This is a genomic window from Nonomuraea rubra (assembly GCF_014207985.1).
Taxonomy (GTDB): domain Bacteria; phylum Actinomycetota; class Actinomycetes; order Streptosporangiales; family Streptosporangiaceae; genus Nonomuraea; species Nonomuraea rubra.
Map to the genome: position 1 here is coordinate 5,924,777 of NZ_JACHMI010000001.1, position 19,118 is coordinate 5,943,894.

At 74.5% G+C, this 19,118-nt stretch carries 11 protein-coding genes; 10 read left to right on the forward strand and 1 reads right to left on the reverse strand.

Annotated elements, in window-relative coordinates:
* From HD593_RS26865 to HD593_RS26875, 3 genes are read left to right on the forward strand one after another with little or no spacing between them, the layout of a single operon-like run.
* Positions 1–1,152, forward strand: a complete 1,152-nt coding sequence (locus tag HD593_RS26865; protein ID WP_185104847.1) for an exonuclease SbcCD subunit D — start codon at positions 1–3, stop codon at positions 1,150–1,152.
* A complete protein-coding gene (locus HD593_RS26870; protein ID WP_185104848.1) occupies positions 1,152–3,734 on the forward strand; it encodes an AAA family ATPase in 2,583 nt (860 codons plus the stop codon). The genes HD593_RS26865 and HD593_RS26870 overlap by 1 nt, the downstream gene beginning before the upstream one ends.
* A complete protein-coding gene (locus HD593_RS26875) occupies positions 3,731–4,852 on the forward strand; it encodes a hypothetical protein (RefSeq protein WP_185104849.1) in 1,122 nt (373 codons plus the stop codon). Before HD593_RS26870 ends, HD593_RS26875 begins: the two co-directional genes overlap by 4 nt.
* A gap of 2 nt (positions 4,853–4,854) precedes the next feature.
* Here the strand turns inward: HD593_RS26875 and HD593_RS26880 are convergent, their stop codons facing one another.
* Entirely contained in the window at positions 4,855–5,241 is a 387-nt protein-coding gene (locus HD593_RS26880) for an STAS domain-containing protein (protein ID WP_185104850.1), read from the reverse strand.
* An 83-nt stretch (positions 5,242–5,324) separates the two neighbouring features.
* Between HD593_RS26880 and HD593_RS26885 the strand changes: the two genes are divergently transcribed.
* The 7 genes from HD593_RS26885 to HD593_RS26915 all read left to right on the forward strand — a co-directional run bounded on the left by HD593_RS26885 (position 5,325) and on the right by HD593_RS26915 (position 19,021).
* Complete coding sequence (locus HD593_RS26885; protein ID WP_185104851.1) at positions 5,325–6,212, forward strand: SseB family protein; 888 nt, start codon at positions 5,325–5,327, stop codon at positions 6,210–6,212.
* Positions 6,209–6,616, forward strand: coding sequence for a hypothetical protein (locus HD593_RS26890; RefSeq protein WP_185104852.1), 408 nt, complete (start codon positions 6,209–6,211; stop codon positions 6,614–6,616). Before HD593_RS26885 ends, HD593_RS26890 begins: the two co-directional genes overlap by 4 nt.
* Before the next feature lie 122 nt (positions 6,617–6,738).
* Positions 6,739–7,110, forward strand: a complete 372-nt coding sequence (locus HD593_RS26895; protein ID WP_246546741.1) for a YbaB/EbfC family nucleoid-associated protein — start codon at positions 6,739–6,741, stop codon at positions 7,108–7,110.
* Entirely contained in the window at positions 7,107–7,451 is a 345-nt protein-coding gene (locus HD593_RS26900) for a hypothetical protein (protein ID WP_185104854.1), read from the forward strand. The genes HD593_RS26895 and HD593_RS26900 overlap by 4 nt, the downstream gene beginning before the upstream one ends.
* 10 nt (positions 7,452–7,461) lie before the next feature.
* Entirely contained in the window at positions 7,462–17,931 is a 10,470-nt protein-coding gene (locus HD593_RS26905) for a WXG100-like domain-containing protein (protein WP_185104855.1), read from the forward strand.
* Positions 17,932–17,958: 27 nt separating this feature from the next.
* A complete protein-coding gene (locus HD593_RS26910) occupies positions 17,959–18,483 on the forward strand; it encodes a hypothetical protein (protein ID WP_185104856.1) in 525 nt (174 codons plus the stop codon).
* Positions 18,476–19,021, forward strand: a complete 546-nt coding sequence (locus tag HD593_RS26915) for a hypothetical protein (protein ID WP_185104857.1) — start codon at positions 18,476–18,478, stop codon at positions 19,019–19,021. The genes HD593_RS26910 and HD593_RS26915 overlap by 8 nt, the downstream gene beginning before the upstream one ends.
* Positions 19,022–19,118: the final 97 nt, after the last annotated feature.

Consider the following 19,118-nt stretch of genomic DNA (forward strand, 5'->3'; position numbering starts at 1 on the left):
ATGAAGATCCTGCACACCGCCGACTGGCACGTCGGCAAGGTACTGAAGGGCCGCTCCCGCACCGACGAGCACCGCGCGGTGCTGCGCGAGCTGGTGTCGCTGGCCCGCGAGGAGGACGTGGACGCCGTCATCGTGGCCGGAGACCTCTTCGACACCTCCGCCCCCACCCCCGAGGCGCAGGCGCTGGTGCTGAACGCGGTGCTCGCGCTGCGGGAGGGCGGCCGCGACGTCGTGGTGCTGGCGGGCAACCACGACAACCCGCAGCTCCTGGAGGTTTACCGGCCGGTGCTCGGCAGGCTGGGCATCCACGTCGTCGGCACGTTCCGCCGCCCCGACCAGGGCGGCACGCTCACCTTCACGGCCCGCTCGGGGGAGCCGGTGCGGCTCGCCGCGCTGCCGTTCCTGTCGCACCGGTACGTCGTACGCGCCGCCGACGTGCTCACCGGCACCTCCGCCGAGCACAACCGCGACTACGCCGCCCGCGTCGCCGAGCTCGTCCAGGCGCTCACCGCCGGCTTCGAGCCCGGCACCGTCAACCTCGTCACCACCCACGGCACGCTCCCCAGCGGCCGGTTCGGCGGCGGCGAGCGCCGCGCCCAGTCCATCTTCTCCTACTACTTCGAGCCCACCGCGTTCCCCGCCACCACCCAGTACGCCGCGCTCGGCCACCTGCACCGCCGCCAGCAGATCCCCGGCCCCTGCCCCATCTGGTACAGCGGCTCGCCCCTGGCCGTCGACTTCGGCGAGGAGGACAACACCCCGGGCGCGCTGCTCGTCACCGTCGAGCCCGGCCGCCCCGCCGTCGTGCGCGAGGCGGCGATCTCCTCCGCCCGCCCCCTGGCCACCAGGACCGGCACGCTGGAGGAGCTGGAGGCCATGGCCGCCGGGCTCACCGAGACGTGGCTGCGGGTGATCGTGGCCGAGAAGCCCCGGCCGGGGCTGGCCGAGACCGTGCGCGAGATCCTGCCCACGGCGCTGGAGGTGACCGTGCACGAGCGCTTCCAGCCCGTACGCGACCCGCGCCGCACCCCCTCATCCGGCGCAGCACGCGGCCCGCGCGAGCTGTTCCGCGACTACCTGTCCGGTGCCGGACGCGACAACGACCAGGTCGCCGCCCTGTTCGACCGGCTCCACGAGGAGGTGACCGGCTGATGCGGCCGCTGGTCCTGCACCTGGACGACTTCGGCAGCTTCCGCGAGCCCGTCACGGTCGACTTCTCCGACGTCGACTACTTCGTCCTCGTCGGCCCGACCGGCGCGGGCAAGAGCACGCTGATCGACGCCATCTGCTTCGCCCTGTACGGCACCGTGCCCCGCTGGGGCAAGGAGAACGTCATCGCCCACGCCCTGGCCCCGTCCGCCGTCGCCGCCAAGGTGGCGCTGGTCTTCGAGACCGGCGGGCGCAGGTACGCCGTGGTCCGCGCGCTCAAGCGCGACGCCAAGGGCAAGGTGCACACCGCCGAGGCGCGGCTGGAGGAGCTGGTGCCGTCCGTCCCGGCGACTGCGGGGCTGGAGGAGCTGATGAGCGCCGTCGCCCGGCCGGTCGCGGAGGGCGCCGCCGTCACCGCCGAGGTCCAGCGGATCACCGGGCTGGAGTACAGGTTCTTCACCCAGTGCGTGGTGCTGCCGCAGGGCAGGTTCGCCGAGTTCCTGCACGCCCAGCCGCGCGAACGGCAGGACCTGCTGGTGCAGCTGCTCGACGCCGACGTCTACGAGCGGGTCAGGCAGCGGGCCGTCCAGGAGGAGACTGGCGCCGCGCAGGCCGCCGCGTTCGCCCGCGAGCGGCTGGCCCGCCTCACCGACGCCGACGAGCCCGCGGAACGGGCCGCCGAGGCCCGGCTGGCCACGCTGCGCGCGCTCGACGAGCAGGTCAGGGGCGACCTGGACGCCCTCAGGAGCTCGGCCGTGGAGATCCGCCGCCTGGCGGAGGAGCGGGAGGCCGTCCGGCGGCGGGTCACCGCGCTGGGCTCCCTCGCCATGCCGCCGGAGGTGCCCACCCTGGCGGAGCACGTCCGCGCGGCGGCGGGGGAGGTGCGCGATCACGCCCGCGACGCCGAGGCCGCCGAGGCGGAGGAGCAGCGGGCCGAGGACGAGCTGGCCGCCCTGGACGATCCCGACATCCTGATGGACCTGCTCAGGGCGGCGGAGGCGCACGAACGCGCCGTCACCGAGCTGCGGGCCGCGTCGGAGCGGGCCGCCCGTACGCGGGCCTCGCTCGAACCGCTCGCCGACCGCGCCCGGACCCTGGACGCCGCCCTCGCCGGCGCGGAGGAGGCCAGGGACCGGCTGCGTGACGCCCACGCCGGAGCCGAGCTGGCCCGCCGCCTCGTCGTCGGCCAGGAGTGCCCCACGTGCCTGCGGCCCGTCGAACGGCTGCCCCACCACCCGGCCTCGGCGGACCTGCGAGCGGCCGAGCGGCACGTCAAGACGTGCCGCGAGGAGGCGGAGCAGGCCCGCACCCGCCACACGGAGGCGGAGACCGAGACCCGCCACCTCGAACGCACGGTCCGCGAGCTGACCGACCGCGCCACCCGCACGGCCCGCGACCTGGCCGACCGTGTCGGCCGCACGGCCGGCGAGGCGGAAGGCGGCGCTGGTCGCACGGCCGGCGAGTCGGACGGGCAGGCGGCAGGGGGTGATCCGCGGGGCCAGGATGGTCTGCTCGCCGGTGTCGATCGCGGCGACCTGGAGGGGCGGCTCGCGGCCGTGCGGGCGGCGGAGCGGCGTGCCGCGAAGCTCAGGCAGGCCGCGCGTGACGCCCGGGCGCGGCTCGCCACGGCCAAGCGGCGCGCCGAGGAGCTGACCGGCAGGACCGAACGGCTCTGGCGCGATCTGGAGGCCGCCCGCGACACCGTGGTGCCGCTCGGTGCGCCGCCCCTGGACCGCGACGACCTCCACCACGCCTGGACGGCACTGCTCGCCTGGCGCGCCGACGCCGCCGTCCGGGAGCACACGGCACTGGAGGAGCACGACGAACACGTCGCCGAGGCCGAGCACCGGGCGCGCACCCTGTGGTCCGCCGTGGCCGCCCGCCTCAACGATCACGGCGTGGAGACGTCCGGAGTCTCCGCGCGACCGGCCGCTCCGGACAAGGCGGCCGGCCGGCTCGGCGAGCTGGTGGCGGCGGCGATCGCGCAGGCGCGGGCGCACCTGGCCAGGGTCAAGGAGAACCGCGCCGCCGCCAGGGAGCTGGACGAGCGGGCCAGGGCCGAGGAGGAGCGGGCCCGGGTGGCCAAGGAGCTGGCCCTGTGCCTGCGCGCGGACGCGTTCGAACGCTGGCTCTGCACCGAGGCGCTCGACCTGCTCGTCACCGCCGCCTCCGACACCCTGCGCGAGCTGTCCGACGGCCAGTACGAGCTGGCACTCGGCGCCAGGAACGAGATCGAGGTCATCGACCACGCCGAGGCGGGCATGCGGCGCAACGCCCGCACCCTGTCGGGCGGCGAGACGTTCCAGGCGGCGCTCGCCCTGGCCCTCGCGCTGTCCGACCAGGTGGCGGGGCTGTCGGCGACGGCGGCGCGCAGCCTCGACTCGCTCTTCCTCGACGAGGGCTTCGGCAGCCTCGACCCGGCCACCCTGGACACGGTCGCCGCCACCCTCGAACGCCTGGCCGGCGGGCGCGAGCGCATGGTCGGCGTGGTCACCCACGTGCCCGCGCTGGCCGACCGCATCCCGGTGCGCTTCGAGGTCCGCCGTGATGCCAAGGGATCACACCTGCACAGGGCTACCGCATGACAACCGCGTTCACCGTGGACCCGTGGGATCCCAGTTACACGGCCGCGCTCAACGCCGAGGCGCTGGCCGAGCTGGACGCCACGAGCGCGCAGCTCGACCTGGACGTCGAGCTGCCCGCCGCCGAGTGGCGCCCGGTCACGCCCGACCCCGGCACCGCACCGCCCGACGTCCTGCTGATCGCCGACGGCGTCCGCCGGATCGACGCCCGCCTGTGGACGTACGCGCCCGGCGACGCCGACCCCGCGCAAGCAGCCACCGCCCCCAGCAACGGCGGCTCCGCGCCGACGGCCGCCATGTCAGGCAATGGCGCTTTCGCGTCCGGCAACGGCGCTTTCGCGTCCGGTAACGGCGATTTCCTGGCGGGAGGTGGCGGCGGGCCGATGCCGGGGATCGCCGCGTCCTGCGCCGCCGGGATCGTCCGCTGCGTCCCCGGCGTCGCCGCCGAGCCGGTCGCCGTGGAGGTGAGCCGGTCCCTGTTCAGCGCGTCCCCGTACGCGACCGACATCGTGACCACCGCCGGCGGCTACCGCGCCCGCCGCGCCGCCCGCTCCGGCATGGACGACCTGGTCCTGGCACTCCAGAGCCATCTCGCCCAGCTGGAGGTGGACCTCGCGATCCGGCACAGGGCCGAGGCGGGCGGGGACGACCTGCTGCTGGTGGACGGCCCGCTGCGGGGCCGTACGCACCTGCCGCGCACCGTCGGCTACATCAAGACCCACCACACGGCCTACCTCCCGGCACCGCAGGCCGCCACCGTGTCGCGGCTACGCCCCGGCACGCGCACCCCGATCTTCCTCATGGGCACGAGCTGGCGCCGCCACGCCTGGTACGTACGCCTCCCCGCCCCCTCCGGCACGCCCTGGGCAGGCGTCGTACGCTGCGAGGCGAGCGCCGACCTGGGCCTGGACGCACTCATACAGCTGGCGGACTCCCTCACCCACGCCCTGCCACCCCTGGCGGGCGTCGACTACAAGGACCCCCGGGCCCCGCAGAACCTCGTCCCCATCGGCGGCCTGGAGCGGCTGCTGCGCCACCGGCTGGGCGACGCCCGCCTGCTCTACCGCGCCCTGCGCGCCGCCAGCAGGGAGGAACGGCCGGCGCCGGTGCCCGTGAGGTGAGCTCAGCCCTCGAAGTGCCGGGGGTCGGCCGCCTGGATGGCCGCCTCCACCGACGGCTCGAGGTGGAAGGACTCCAGCAGCCCGCTGATCGACAGGATCCGCTCCACCCGGGCGGGCACGTTCGACAGGACCAGCGGAGAGCCCTGCGCGCGGCTCTGCTTCAGCAGCAGCACCAGCGCGCCCACCCCCATGGAGTCGCAGAACGTCAGGCCACCCAGGTCCAGCACCAGCCCCATGGAGGGAGTGACCTGCCAGGCGTCCGCGACCTGCCGGTGCAGCAGGTCGGCGCATCGGTAGTCGAGGTCGCCGCTGGCGTGGGCCACGATCAGGCTTCCGTGCAGGCCGATCGAGACGGTGAACCGCCGGGCTGGATCGCTCTGTCCGGTCATGGGCCTCCATCGTCGGCCCGATAGGAACGGGGAGCAACCCTCCCGCGTCGCTACGTACCTGACTAAGAGGACAAAATGGGCGGATGACTGCCGATGATCAACCACCGGCCGGCCCGTTCGAGGAGCGGCTGTGGGCCGCGCACCGGGACGGGCGGCAGGCGTTGTGCCTGAGCCTGCTGCGCGAGGCCGACCTCGCGCTGCCGATCACCGCCGCCGCGGCGGCGGGCACGGAGCCGCCCGCCTGGGCGACGATCACCGACGCCGAACGGACCTGGCTGCCCGCCTTCACCTCCGTCGAGGCGATGACGCTGGCCTCGGGCGGGGCGGCGACGCACTGCCGGATCGTCTCGCTGCCCGAGCTGGCCGCCGGCTGGCCCGACCTGCGCTGGGGGCTGGCGGTCAACCCGGGGATGCGGGTGTCGTTCCTGCTGGAGCCCGGTACGGTGGCGCGGCTGGCCGTGCCGACCATGGTCCAGGACCTCCGGCTCGCCCCCGGCTCCGGGGTGCCTGTGGTGCAGAAACTGCTGCCGGTGGGCGACATCCCGGAGCTGCTGTCCACGGGCGAGCCGAGGGTGTCCGGCTACTGCCACCACGCGCTCGACGTCTCGCACATCGCCACGCCCGCGCTGCTCGCCCGCGTGCTGGGGCAGCCCGACCTGCTCACCGACAGCGGCTCGCTGAACATCCTGCGCTGGCGCCCCGTCGGGCTGGAGCTCTACCACACGCCGTACGGGGGGCCCGACGAGCAGGGCAGGGAGGCCGTGGCCGGCTGGGTGGTCGAGGAGCCGCCGTTCGTCGGCATGGGGCTGGTGCCCAGCGTCGACCACGTCGTACGCGAGTACAAGGTGTACGGGGCCGGCCTGCCCCACGGCGCCGAGATCTGGGAGCTCACCCACGAGGGGACCGAGCACCGCCGGGCCATCTACCACGGCGACCTGCGGCGCTGGCTGCTCATCGGGAGGCGCGCGTGACCTCCTGGCACTTCTACCGCGCGCGCTGGCGCGGAGCCGACTTTCCGGCCAGCCCCGAGCCGCACGCCCTGGAGCTGTGGGTACGCCTGCGCAGCGGTGCGCCGCTGGACGGCTTCGAGGAGGTCGAACCGGGCTGCCACGTGCGTACGGTCCCCGTGACCGAATGCGACTGGCTGCACTTCGTGACCGTCGTGTGCCGCTGGCGCGGCGAGACGTTCCAGGTGCACGGCGAACGGGACGGGCACCTGCTGCTCGAATACCTCGGCGGCTCCGTGGTCACCGCCCGCGCGCTGGGGCTGGAACGGGTGGAGCGCGGCGTGTGGCGGGCCTGGGCGCCCCGGCGGGAGGTGGCGGAGCTCCACGAGGAGGTCATGCCGATCAACGCCGAAAATCATCACTTTTAGGCCAAGACCTTGATACCTGGTGTTCATGTGACGGAAACTGACCAGTAAGGCAGGAGTGGCGTAACACGGACAAGTGTCGCGAGGGGGTTATGGGGTCACCGGAGCGGCCCGATGTGGCGGCGATGCGGGCGTACGCGGACGAGCTGCGCGAGATGTTCAACCGGCTGCAGGACGAGGGGCTGGAGCTGCACGCCCAGGCGAAGGCCGTCCAGGCCACCGAGACCTCGCGCGACGGCCTGGTCTCGGTCACCGTCGGCGCGCGCGGCGAGCTGGTACGGCTCGATCTCGACCCGCGCATCTACCGGCGTCCCGACGCGCGCGCCCTGGCCGACACGATCGCCGACACCGCGCGGAGGGCCGCCGAGTCGGCCCAGCGGCGCGTCATCGAGATCTTCGAGCGGGTGATCCCGGCCGAGCAGTTCAAGGCGCACCTCGACGGCGACGTCGAGACCGTCATGGCCTGGCTCGCCAACGACATGGGAGGTGGCCGGTGAACGAGCGCTGGGACGGCGCGTACATCGCCAGATCCGTCGTGGACCGCGGCATGTCCGCCTGGTCCACGAACGCCGAGGAGGTCAACCGGACGCTGCCCAGGCTGGCGGGCGAGGTCGAGAAGAACCTGGCCGCGGCGCCGTGGGGCGCCGGCGCCGAGGGCGACGCCTTCCGCCAGGCGCACCTGCGCGACGGCGGCCCCGTCGAGATGATCAACCAGTGCAAGCGGCTGGGCGAGCAGATCGTCGACGCCGGCGACCGGCTGCGCCAGGCCATCGACAACACCCGGCAGACCGACGCCGACATCGACCACGACCTCACGCGCCTGACGCGCGAAGTCTGAGCAGAGCGACATGGCTTACACGGGGGACAGCCACGTCCAGACCAGCGCAGCCGCGGTGCCTGCTCTGCAGGAGGTCGTCAGCATCGACACCGACGTCCGGCCCGTCTGGGAGACCGAGACGCTGCCGGACTGGGTCGTCTACTGGCTGATCCCCATGCTGGCCGCCGGGCAGAGGTGGCCGGGCGCCAGCGAGAGCGGCCTGTCCAAGCTGGCGCACGCGTACGCCGAGCTGTCCGACGGCAGCACGCAGTCCGCCGAGCCCGCAGGCTCGGCCGCCCGCACCATCGTGACGGGCTGGAGCGCCCCCGCCACGGCCGACTTCGTCACCCGGGCCCGCGAGCTGTACGGCTCCGAGGGCGGCGTCGCCGGCGTGAGCAGGAACGCCCGCGCGTACGCGCAGCAGGTCAACGGCTTCGCCGTGGAGACCCAGTACTCCAAGCTCTCCGTCAACGTGGCGTTCTGGGTGACCGTCGTCGCCATCGCCATCGCCATCATCGTCGCCTTCTTCAGCGCCGGCGCCTCCACCGCGCTCATCGGCCCGTACGCGGCCGCGGCCCGGACGGCGATCAGCCGCATCCTGGTCAGGCTCGCCACGATCGCCGGCCGCGAGATCGGCGCGGCCAGGCTGGCCAGGGTGGCCGCGCTGAGCGGCGCCACCGGGCGCGGGGCCATCGTCCGGCTGCTCGCCTCGCCGATCGGCAGGGAACTCGTCGAGGAGATCGGCGAGGAGTTCACCATCGCCTACAAGGCGCAGCAGCAGCAGATCGAGATGGGCACCCGCAAGGAGCTCGACTGGAAGATGCTGACGGCCACGGCACTCGGGGCCGGCGGCGGCGCGATCACCGGCACCATGGTGGCCGGGCCCGTCTCCCGGGTCAGCCGCGTCGTGCCCGGCTTCACCGGCCGCGCGCTGACGACCGGCCTGACGAACGTGATCGCCTCGCCGGTGGGCAGCCTGCTCGGCAACGGCCTGGTGTACGGGCAGTGGCAGAACCCGTTCACCGCCGAGTCCATGACGGGGGCCTTCCTCGGGGGCGTGGGGCGTACCGGGAGCATCAGCCCGTTCAACCCCGACGTGGCCTCGGCGCTGGCGCACCCGCTGACCACGCTCGCCGCCGCCCACGACGCCGCCGCCCGCTCCGACGCGGCCCGCGCCGGCGGCGGCCCCGCCACGGGTCCCTCCACCGGCCCCGCCGCGCCGGCCGGCCCTCCCTCGGGCCCGGACGGCGACCAGCCCGGCGCGGCCCGCACCTCCGACCCGGTCACCGTCCCGGCCCCGCGCCTGTCCACCACCTCGTCCACCACCCCGGCCCCCGCGACCGCCGCCCCCCACGCCCCGGCCGCCCGCCCCGGCCCCGGCCTGCCGGACGCCGACGTCTCCACCCGCCAGCGCACCTCCTCCCCGGACCAGCCCGCCACCACCCCGGCCCCGGACGAGACCCCGGACCAGCAACCGGACACGACCGCCACCGCGCCACAGCCGCCGGCCCCCACCCCGGCCTCGAACCCGGCCCCGGCCCTGAACCCGGACTCGAACTCGGGCTCGGACGCCGAACCGGCGCGGCCCCCCGCCCAGGCGGACCCGGCCCCGGCCACGCCTTCCGGCGCGCGGCCGGACGTGGACGCCGCTCCGGCCCCGGCCACGCCTTCCGGCGCGCGGCCGGACGTGGACGCCGCTCCGGCGCAGAGCCCGGCTCCGGACGCCCACCCGCCCGCGGCCGCCACGGATCCGCAGACCCAGGCGGCACCCGCGCCGCAGCCGGACACCTCGCCGCAGCCGCAGACGGCCTCCGCGCCACAGCCCGAGGCGAACTCCGCACCCCAGCCGCAGCCGCAGGCGACCGCCGTGCCGGAGCCGGGGACGGACAGCTCGCCGCAGCAGCCCGGCGCGTCCCCCGACGCCTCGGGCGCGCAGCCCGCCACGGCACCGCCCGCCGACGACACCACCGCGGACCGCCACTCCCAGATCGCGAACGCCCCGGACAGCGACCCGGCCCAGGCGGGAAACACCGGCCACCAGTCGCCGACGCTCCCCCTGGGACCGGCCCCGCTCAGAGCCAGGGCGGCGCTCCTGGAGGCACTCGGCACCACCTTCCCCAACGCGGTGATCGGCCCCACCGGAGAGGTGATCATCCCGGGCCCGACCGGCCACCGCGTCCTGCCGAACGCCACCATGACCCGCATCCGCAGGACGCTCGACGCCCGCGCCACCCAGGTCTCCGCCCAGCCGGAGCTGGTGGTGGACGCGTCCGCGTTACTCCTGATCGCCGCCGCCGACGAGAGCCTGTCGTCCACCGTCCCCGGCCCTCAACACCTGGCGCACACCAGCAGGCCCGGCACCGTCACCTCCCCGCCGATCCCCGGCACCAGGTACGTCACCGACAGCGGCCGCGCCACCGACCTCACCACGGACGAGATCAAGCAGGGCACGGCCGGCCTGACCGCGGAGCACTTCCAGAACGAGGACGTACAGGAGCTCTCATGGTCCGGCGACCTCCTGGTGGTCCGCACCGCGAACGGCATCCACCACTTCCGTCCCGTCCCCGGCGCCCCCGGCCAGAAGGTGATGGCCGAGACCACGCTCAAGGCCGGCACCGACACGGAGCCGCACGAGGTCAGCTTCGCCCCTCGCATCGCCCCCGACCAGCTCGCCAGGGTCTGGCTGCACGAGATCACGGACACGCTGCAGCACCAGGCGGCCGGCAGGCGCGGGCGCCGGCAGGGCGTACTGCGCCGCATGGTGCCCGGCGGCACCACCCACCCGACCGGCGACGAGTGCGTGCCCGCCCGGCTCAACGAGCTGGCCTACCTGACCGGGCAGTGGGAGCAGGCCCCGACGATGCCGGAGAAGCGCCTGCTGGCGCTGGACATCGACGGCGTGCTGCACGACCTGCGCGCCCGCGGCGTCACGCCGCCGCCCCCGCCCTGGGCGACCGGCCCGCAGACCGAACGGGCGGGTCTCGACCTGACCAGACCGGGCCCGGACGCGACTCCCGAAGAAATACGGGCGCTCGCCAGGCGGTTCGAGGCGGCAGAGAAGACCCTTAGGCAGCTGCGGGACGGCAAGCGGGAGAGCGCGAAGCAGGCGGGCAAGGACGCCCGCGATGCCGACGAGAAGGCCGAGAAGGCCGGCAAGGAGCAGGACAGCGGCGCGCGGCTCCGGGCCGACACGGCCGAGGCGGAGGCCCGCCGCCTCCGGGACCAGCAGGGCCGGCACATCAGGGCCAGGGCCGCGTACTCGGCCGCGCTGAAGCAGGCGACCCAGGCCAGGCAGGCGTACGAGCGGTACGCGCGCCTGCTCGCGGCGCTCCCGCAGGCCCCCGCGGCGACGCAGCCCGGCCAGCTCGGCGTGGCGAGCATCGCCGCGGCCACCGCCGCCGAGGCCCGGCAGGCGCACGACCGGTACCAGGAGGCGCTGGCCCAGGCGCGGCCCAGCGAGTTCTCCCTGCCGGAGGCGATGCCCACCGGCAGGCTCGCCCATCTCGACGTCCTCACCGACAGGGTCAACGAGACGCTGAAGAAGAAGGGCGTCGGCAAGCAGTACACCCCGGACGAGCTGGAGAACTACATCCGCGCCGACTTCCACAAGGTGGTGTCGGGCGACGGTCTGGTGCTGAGCGTCGGCTGGGGCGGCAAGTCGGCCGAGGTGCGGCTCCGGCTCACCCTCGCCGACCTGGTGGAGGTGCTCGATCCCGGGGTGAAGGCGTCGCAGGCGACGGTGGGCATGTTCTACCAGACCGGCCAGACGTACACCGCCACGGACTCGGGCGGCACGGGCGCGTCCGTGGACCTCAGCAGCGCCGCGCTGACACCCTTCTTCCAGGACGGGACGGCGCTCAGGCAGGCGGCCGAGATGTTCACCATCGGGGTCGGCGTGAGCGGCGGGCGCAGCTGGTCGGCCTCCGGTGGCAGCAGCATGTTCGAGCAGGGCGGCTCGGTCGCGGACAACCGCAGCGAGTCGCTGCTGTTCGACGCCGCCGCCACGTGGACCGTGGAGGTGCGTACCGGACGGGCGGGGGAGTGGAGCGACACCACCACGGTCAGCTCCGGCAGCCCCGGCGACACCGCCACCCAGCGCATCTGGGTCTGGCACTCCTACACCGACAGGACCTCGCGCGACCCGGAGACGATCGACCCGGCCAAGGTGAACCCGAAGCCGCCGAACCAGGAGGTCATCAGCATGACCGGCCTGGAGGCGGCCCTTGACGCGATCGCCGCCTCGCTCGGCGGCGACTACACCAAGATCGGCACCAACGCGCGCAGGGACCTGCGCAAGTTCGTCACCCACGAGGTGCAGGCACGCTTCAGGAAGACGCTGGACGGCGGCCTGCCGGTGAACCTCGCCGTGGACGGCGAGCTGGACGTCCGGATCACGGCCACGAGTGAGATCGTGCCGGGCAGGACCAGGATGGTGGGCGCGGCGACCGCGGAGGCGCTGGAGGAGGAGGTACTCACCGAGACCGCCACCTCACCGAGCAGGACCGAGTACGGCGGGTCGGTGGACCGCAAGGTCACCGCCGGTCTCAACCACGAGATGCTGAACGGCATGGACGTCCTCGGCCCGGCCGGCGACTACCATCCCGACTCGGTCTCCCCGGAGGCCAAGGGCAACAGGCCGGTGGCCCAGTCGTCGTCGTCCACGGCCAACGAGGCGGCCGTGCACCCGCAGGTGGACAAGCGGGCCGGGCTCTCCCAGGCCTACCACAAGGTCGCCGAGGTCACCTTCGTCGTGGAGCGTCCCGGCAAGAAGCCCGTGAAGCTGGGCCCGTTCACGACGGACCTGCTGATGCGCCAGCAGGTGCGGGACGCCTACCACGCCGGCGATCCCGCGCCGGGCGAGACGCTGGTCCGCGAGAACGGCCGGCCCAAGTTCGACGCCGACGGCAATGTCGTCCTGCGCGACACCCCCCGGCGCGGGCAAGTCGAGGGGCGCAGGATGGAGCTGCCGCAGTGGCTCGGCGACGGCACGCGCCCGATGCGCGGCGCGGGACCGACCGACGTCCGGGAGGTCAACGGGCTGGACGGTCTCAAGGAGGACGTCCTGGCCCGGCTCGCCGGGCTGGGCCTCGTGGCCGCGGACGAGAACGGCGCGGGCCGGTCCCGCCTCGTCCGCGCCGGCCGGGTCCTGAACGCCGACGACGTCACGTCCCACCTGGTGGAGAGCGCGATACGCAGCGGGTTCGACCAGATGGCGCAGAGCGGCGTTCTCATCCCCCTCCAGCGCCACGGCGTCAACGCCACCCCCGACCTGTACGCGCTGCAGATCGTGGTGCGGCAGGACTTCAGCGGCCGGGGCACCCCCAAGGGGCTGGTCAACAAGGTCCGCACGCATCTCGACATCGCCAGCGACACCTCGGGCAGGGGGGTCAACCGGTCGAGGACGTACGGCGGCAACCTCTCGGCGGCCAAGAAGGACGGCCCCGTGGAGGGACACGACGGCGTCACGCACAAGGCCGGCCCGAACGTGGGCGGCGACAGGACGTATTCGGCCGGCACCAGCACCTCCAGCATGGTCAACAAGGTCGGCATGGCGGAGGACGACAAGAACAAGCTGACCGCGGGCCTCGAGGGCGGGGCGACGATCGAGGTCAACCTGGTGCACAACGGCGAGATCCAGCCGCTGATCAGGCCGCGCCCCATCACGGCCCTGCTGCTGGTGCCCGGCGACATGCTGCCCCGCGACGGCGGGCCGGACTTCTCCGGCCCGATGGGCAGGCCGGGCAAGAAGCTGATGGAGCTCGCCACGCTGGAGCACTTCGACGGCGGCCGCGAGCTGGGCGATATCAGGAGGATCTGGAGCCTGCTGCCGCGCGGGCTGCGCGGGAAGGTGGCGCCGCTGGTCCAGCTCTGGCCCGTCCTGAGCCGGCACCATCTCGCCTCCCACCTGTTCGAGGGGCCCATCACCCACGACCTCGTGCTCGACCCCAACGGTCCCGCACCCGCGCGCACGTCGCTGGAGGTGCGAGGCGAGCTCGGTGAGGCGCACCTCGTGGACGTGGTCGACTCGGTGACCGGCCGTATCCTGCTCGCCCTGCGCAGCGCGGGCATCTCCTGGGGCGGGTCGAACAACATCGCGTTCGGCCTGATGAACAGCATCGGCGACGCCGACGACAACGGCCAGACCAGCGACACCGGCTCGCTCACGCTGCCCTCGCGCTCCCGGATCAAGTCGCTCGCGACCGCGCTCGTGGCCATCTGGGGCACCGAGTTCCTGGGGATCTCGACCGCCAGGAAGTACCGCTTCCAGGTGCCCGTGGACGTCCTCGTGAAGCTGCGCACCAGCCGCAGCACCCCGATCGGGCAGCAGGCCGGCGGCTGGCGGGTCGGCAGCCTCCGCAGCCACGGCCAGGGGCTGTTCACCGTCCCCGAGCACGACGCGCTGCGCCTGTACGCCGCCGGCGACCTGCCCCTGCCCCTGCCGCTGCTGGCCGACGCCGTCGAGCGCTTCGTCAACGGCACGATGAAGCTCCACCGGACCCTCGCGGTGCCGCTGCTCATGCAGTACGCCAAGGACCGCGCCGAGGCGCTGGCCCGCGGTGGCGACCTCGGGATCGGCAGGGGACACACCCCCCAGAAGCTGCTCGAAGCGCTCCAGAAGGTCGCGGACATCGGCCCGACGGTCACCCGGGCCGCCGCCGCGGCTCCGGCCGCCTCGGTGTCGAGGCTCGGCAGAGTGCTGCAAGCGGCCAAGGCCATGAACGAGCGCCTCAAGAACGTCGTGGTCGCCCCGCAGTACGAGCACGGCATGGGCATGAGCATGCCGCAGTCGTTCACCGTGACCGACGACCAGGGCAACGAGGTCGACGTCATGGAGGAGGTGCTGAAGGCGGTCGACACCGCGGTGCCGGGCGCGGAGCAGGGCACGCCGAACCTGCGCCGGGCCGTCAGGGCCGACCTCAACGGCACCCGGCCGCACGTCCACATCGACGAGATGTGGTCGCGGCGCGGCTTCGAACGCGAGTACGACGTGCACACCGGCGTCGACCCCAAGGCGGCCAAGGTGGTCACCGTCCGGGCGCGGCTGGAGCACGCCCCGGGGGCCGACCCGCGCCAGGCGGTGCTGGTGGACCACACCGACGACGAAGGCGTCATCATCCAGCGCTACCGCGCCAAGGAGACCTCGCACACGGAGGGGTACTCGGGCACGTACTCCGCAGGCGCCGAGTACAGCGACACCGGCGAGGACGGCGAGGGCAAGGGCGGGCTGTCCACCAAGCGCACCCGCTCCTACTCCAGCAGCAGCAACGAGAACCGGATGAGGCTGCAGCGGCTGGCCAGGTTCAAGGGCCTCACCACGGTCGAGCAGGACATGCGGCTGGTCATCGAGATCGAGACCAGGCCCGCCCGGGTGCGGGCGGTGCCGCTGGCGAGGATGATGCCGGAGGCCGCGGCCAGGGTCAGGTCGTCGGCGGCCCGGCTACGCCGCAAGCGGCCCGCGGTCCGCCGCGAGTACGACGTCAAGCTGCGACGCGGCCTGCCGAGCGACATGGTGCGCAGGGCCGACCAGGACCCGGGCACGGCTCCCGTCGTGGTCGACCCGCGCCAGGTGGAGCTCGAGCCCGGCCACTTCCCCGAGGTCCTGACCGAGGACGAGAGCAGGCCCACCCTGTTCGACGCCATCAGCCGCCAGCTGACCAGGATGATCGGCTACGCGGCGGTCGCCGAGCGGGCCGGGGCGCTGTCCGCCTGGCTGTCGCACTCAGGGCAGATCACCGGGCTGGAGCGGGTGGCGGGGCGCGACGGCGACGTCCTGCCGCACGTGGCCGAGCCGAAGTTCCGGCACCAGGGCGTGGACGTCACGGTCAAGGCGCGCATGTCGGACCTCACGGTCGTGGCCGGGCCGTACGACGGCGAGAAGGGCGAGGTGGACCGGAGGGCCGACGCCCAGAACGTGTCCGTCTCCCGCGGGCACGTCCTGCCCGCGGCCTCGTCCCTCGGAGGGGGTGTCAAGGTGCTCGGGCTCGGCATCGGCTCGTGGGCCGGGGCGCAGGCGTCGCAGAGCGTCGGTGCCCACCAGGGGGCGCGCCGCGAGCGCAGCATGTTCGAGACCGGCAAGCTCTACACCGTGCGCGTCAGGATCGACTACGACCTGACCTTCGAGCAGGTGAAGCGGCGCCGCGGCGGCGACGTCCGGCCCCAGCCCGAGGTCGTGCACCTGACGGGCGCGAGCGGTGGCATGGCCATGATCGCGATCTTCGGCGAGGAGCTCAACGAGCTGCACGCCAGGATGGAGGCCGGAGTACGCGTCGCGCCGGCCCTGGACGGCCTGCCCCGGTTCACCTTCGTCCCGGAGCCCGGCCGCAGCGGCCTGATCCAGGTCCTCCAGGACGCCCGCGTGGCGGCCCGCGAGCGCGGCCAGGTGGCGAGTGTCCGCGTGTACGAGGAGGGGCCGGACGGGAAGCCGGTCCTGCGCCGCTACCTGGCCACCCCCGACGGCATGCTGCGCGCCGAGAACCCCGGCCGCCCGTCGCGCGGCGACACCCTCGACGGCGGCTTCGCCGAGGCGTTCGCCACACTGCCGCCCCACCTCCTGGACGCGGCCGACCGGAACGACCTGAACCTGCGCGAGATCTTCCTGAACTCCACGGTCTCCGGCACCTTCACCGAGCAGGTCGCGGCCGAGCTGGAGAGCAGGAACGCGCTGCCCCCCGCCCCCGAGCCGATCTGGCAGGTGTCCGACCCGGGCCCGTCGCCGCACGCGCCCGCGGTCGGCAGCACCTTCCAGGGACCCGCTCAGGGGACGGGCCCGTCGCCGGGCTCGCCGTCGGTGACCTCGCCGGAGCTGCCCGGCAGCCCGCTCGCCGCGTCGGGGCGCCCCGAGGGCGTCCCCGACCTGGCGCTCGCCGAGCTCCGCGCGCAGGACGTGTCGGCGGCCGACTTCGGCGGGGCCGTGGCGAACGTGCGCTGGACCGGTGAGGACCGGCTCGTCGTGCAGCTCCCAGGGGCGCCCGACCAGCACGTCCAGGTGCTGCCGGAGGACCCGGGCACCGGACTCGTCGGGCGTACCGACCTGAAGGCGGGTACGGCGGAGGAGCCGCACCTGCTGCGGATCGGCCCGCGCGTGGATCCGCACGTGGTCTCGTCGGTGCTGGTGCACGAGATCTCGCACCTCGCCCAGGAGCGGGCCGCGCAGGTGGCCGGCGTGGGGCAGGGGCTGGTCCGGGGGTCGCTGTCGCCGGTCAGGGAGGGGACCGACCACTGCCTCACGCCGCGCCTGGACGAGCACGCCCACCTGTCGCGCAAGTGGCGCGCCACCGCCGACCCGCAGGCCCGGGGCCGGATCGCGGCGGCCATCGAGGCGATCGCCGCCGACATCGCCCGCCGCGGCCACACCCCGCCATCCCCACCCTGGCACTCCCGCCCACCCTCCACCCACCCGGCGGGACCGCCCCCGGCGGCACCTCCCGACGCCGCCGTCCCCGGCCTCCCGCCACGGGAACCGGCGGGCGCGGCGGGCACCGCTGGCATGGCTGGTGCCGCTCACGTGCCGGGCGCGGAGGAAACCGCCGGCATGCCAGGGCCGGCGGCGCTCGCGAAGCTCCGCAGCCTCATCGACGCCCTGTCCGGGGAGCCGTCCGGGCCTTCCCTCGCCGACGCGCTCAACGGGCGGGCGGATGCGGCAAGTGCGCCCGACGGGCACACGGCCGCGCCGGGATCGCTCGCCGCGGCGCTCAACGGCGGGCGCCCCGGCAACGCCGCCCTCACCGCCGCCATCCGGGCCGAGGCCGAGCGGGCGGGTCTCGCGCCGGGGCAGCCGGGCGCGGCGGCGAAGATCGTGGCGCTGGCCAGGGCGGGCGAGCTGGGGCCCGAGCACGTCACCGCGCTGCGCGGCAGGCCGGCGCTCCCCGAGACGGCCGCCGCCGACGCCGTCGCGAGGGCCGCCGGGCTCATGGGCGCCAGAGCCCGCACGTACGGTCCCGGCCTGCTCGACCTCGAGATCCCCGGCCACCCACCCATCCCCGTCGAGATCCGCCCGGCGACCCAGGCGCCCCACAAGAACGGGTCACTGCCGGCAGGCCGGACGGCGCAGGAGAGCGGGGGGCTGCTGACGTTCCAGGTGGACGAGAGGCGCACGATCGGGGCGAACGAGCGGGCCGCCGCCGCCACCGCCGCGGGCGCGCTGGCCGAGGCGCTTGGCCTCCCGGCCGCGCGACACGCGGCCGTCGCCGGGCTGTACGAGGCCGTCCGCCAGGTGCGCACCGCCACCCCCGCGCAGCTCCCCGCCCGCCTGGGCGTCCTGCACGACGTGGCGGCCGCCGTCCCCGCGCAGCTCGTCCCCGCCCCGCTGGCCGCCGACCTGGCCCGGCTGCTGGCCGGCCCCAGGCCGGGAGGGCGGCACGCGTACTGGAGCCGCGCCCGCACCCTCGCCGAGGCCAGCGGCTGGCACCCCGAGGAGGAGTGCCCGTGCCCCGGGGACGCCCCGTGCGTGTGCGGCCTGCGCGAGGGCGCGCGCCCGGACCGCACCGCGGTGCGGGCATGATGGAAACCTCCGAGTGAGAGGACGGTTATGACCTTCGCGGTAGCACGGACGAGGGATGAGGCGCATCTCTACCTCGACCTGCACCCCTGCGAGTGCGGCTCGGTGGACACGACCTGGGACAGCGGCCTGGTCAGCGCCGGCGGCGGCCTCGCCAACCGCTACGCCGGCACCTGCGAGACCTGCGGCAGGCCGCGCGAATACCTGTTCGGGGTGCCGGAGCGGCCGGTCATGCCCGCGGGCTACCCGACGTTCGGCGGCGCGGAGCCGTCGCAGCTGCTCGACGCGGGGGAGTGGCTGTGGGTGGCCGACCTGACGGCGGGCAACGTGCCGGTGGACGACGAGGCCGAGGCGCACCGCACGTTGTCGGTGGCGACGGCGGCCGTCGAGGAGGTCGTGAAGTTCATCCCGCCGGGCGCGGACGAGGTGCCCGCCGACGGGTTCTGGTCGCAGCGGGGCCGTGAGGTGCGGGCGGCCGAGCCCGGCCGGTTCCAGCTCGACCGGCTGCTCATCGTCCGCGACACCTACCGCGATCTGGCGGCGCGGCATGCCTGAGGGCGGCCGGGCGCGTTCCCTCGTCGAGGCGTACGTCCACCTCGACCTGGTCGCCTCCGGCGGGTCGGCGCAGGCGTCGGTGACCGAGGCGCCGGACGGCTGGCTGGTGCGGGCCGGCGGCCTGGAGGTCCTGGTCCCGTACGAGGCGGAGCAGGCGGCCAGGCAGTCGGGCACGACGTTCGGCGCGGGCGTGTCCGAGCTGCTCGACGCCGGCCAGTGGGTACGGATCGGCGCCACGTACGCGAGCAGGGCCCTGGAGAGCGGCCTGTTCTTCACCGCGGACCCGTCGCCGGACCCCGCGCGCTTCCACACCGTGGTCGCGGACTGGAGCTTCGCCGCCGACGCGGTGGCCGAGGCGCTGAAGTTCCTGCCGGAGAGGGCCGGGGAGCTGCCGCCGGAGGCGTTCTGGACGGAGATGGGCCGGTCGGCGCGCGACGCCGAGCCGGGCCGCTTCACCAGGGCGAAGCTGGAGAGCGACCTGGCCTTCTACCGCCAGAGCCTGGCCGACTTCCGCCGCCTGCACACCGAGGACACATGAGGTTCCCCGCCGGTCGACTCGCAACGCCTGAGCCTCCCCGCCGGTCGACTCGCAACGCCTGAGCCTCCCCGCCGGTCGACTCGCAACGCCTGAGCCT

What these genes read in the sequence shown, in the direction of transcription:
- HD593_RS26885 (WP_185104851.1), top strand. Translation starts at nt 5,325, where the DNA reads ATGACTGCCGATGATCAACCACCGGCCGGCCCGTTCGAGGAGCGGCTG.
- HD593_RS26880 (WP_185104850.1), bottom strand. Translation starts at nt 5,241, where the DNA reads ATGACCGGACAGAGCGATCCAGCCCGGCGGTTCACCGTCTCGATCGGC.
- HD593_RS26905 (WP_185104855.1), top strand. Translation starts at nt 7,462, where the DNA reads ATGGCTTACACGGGGGACAGCCACGTCCAGACCAGCGCAGCCGCGGTG.
- HD593_RS26915 (WP_185104857.1), top strand. Translation starts at nt 18,476, where the DNA reads ATGCCTGAGGGCGGCCGGGCGCGTTCCCTCGTCGAGGCGTACGTCCAC.
- HD593_RS26910 (WP_185104856.1), top strand. Translation starts at nt 17,959, where the DNA reads ATGACCTTCGCGGTAGCACGGACGAGGGATGAGGCGCATCTCTACCTC.
- HD593_RS26870 (WP_185104848.1), top strand. Translation starts at nt 1,152, where the DNA reads ATGCGGCCGCTGGTCCTGCACCTGGACGACTTCGGCAGCTTCCGCGAG.
- HD593_RS26895 (WP_246546741.1), top strand. Translation starts at nt 6,739, where the DNA reads ATGCGGGCGTACGCGGACGAGCTGCGCGAGATGTTCAACCGGCTGCAG.
- HD593_RS26865 (WP_185104847.1), top strand. Translation starts at nt 1, where the DNA reads ATGAAGATCCTGCACACCGCCGACTGGCACGTCGGCAAGGTACTGAAG.
- HD593_RS26875 (WP_185104849.1), top strand. Translation starts at nt 3,731, where the DNA reads ATGACAACCGCGTTCACCGTGGACCCGTGGGATCCCAGTTACACGGCC.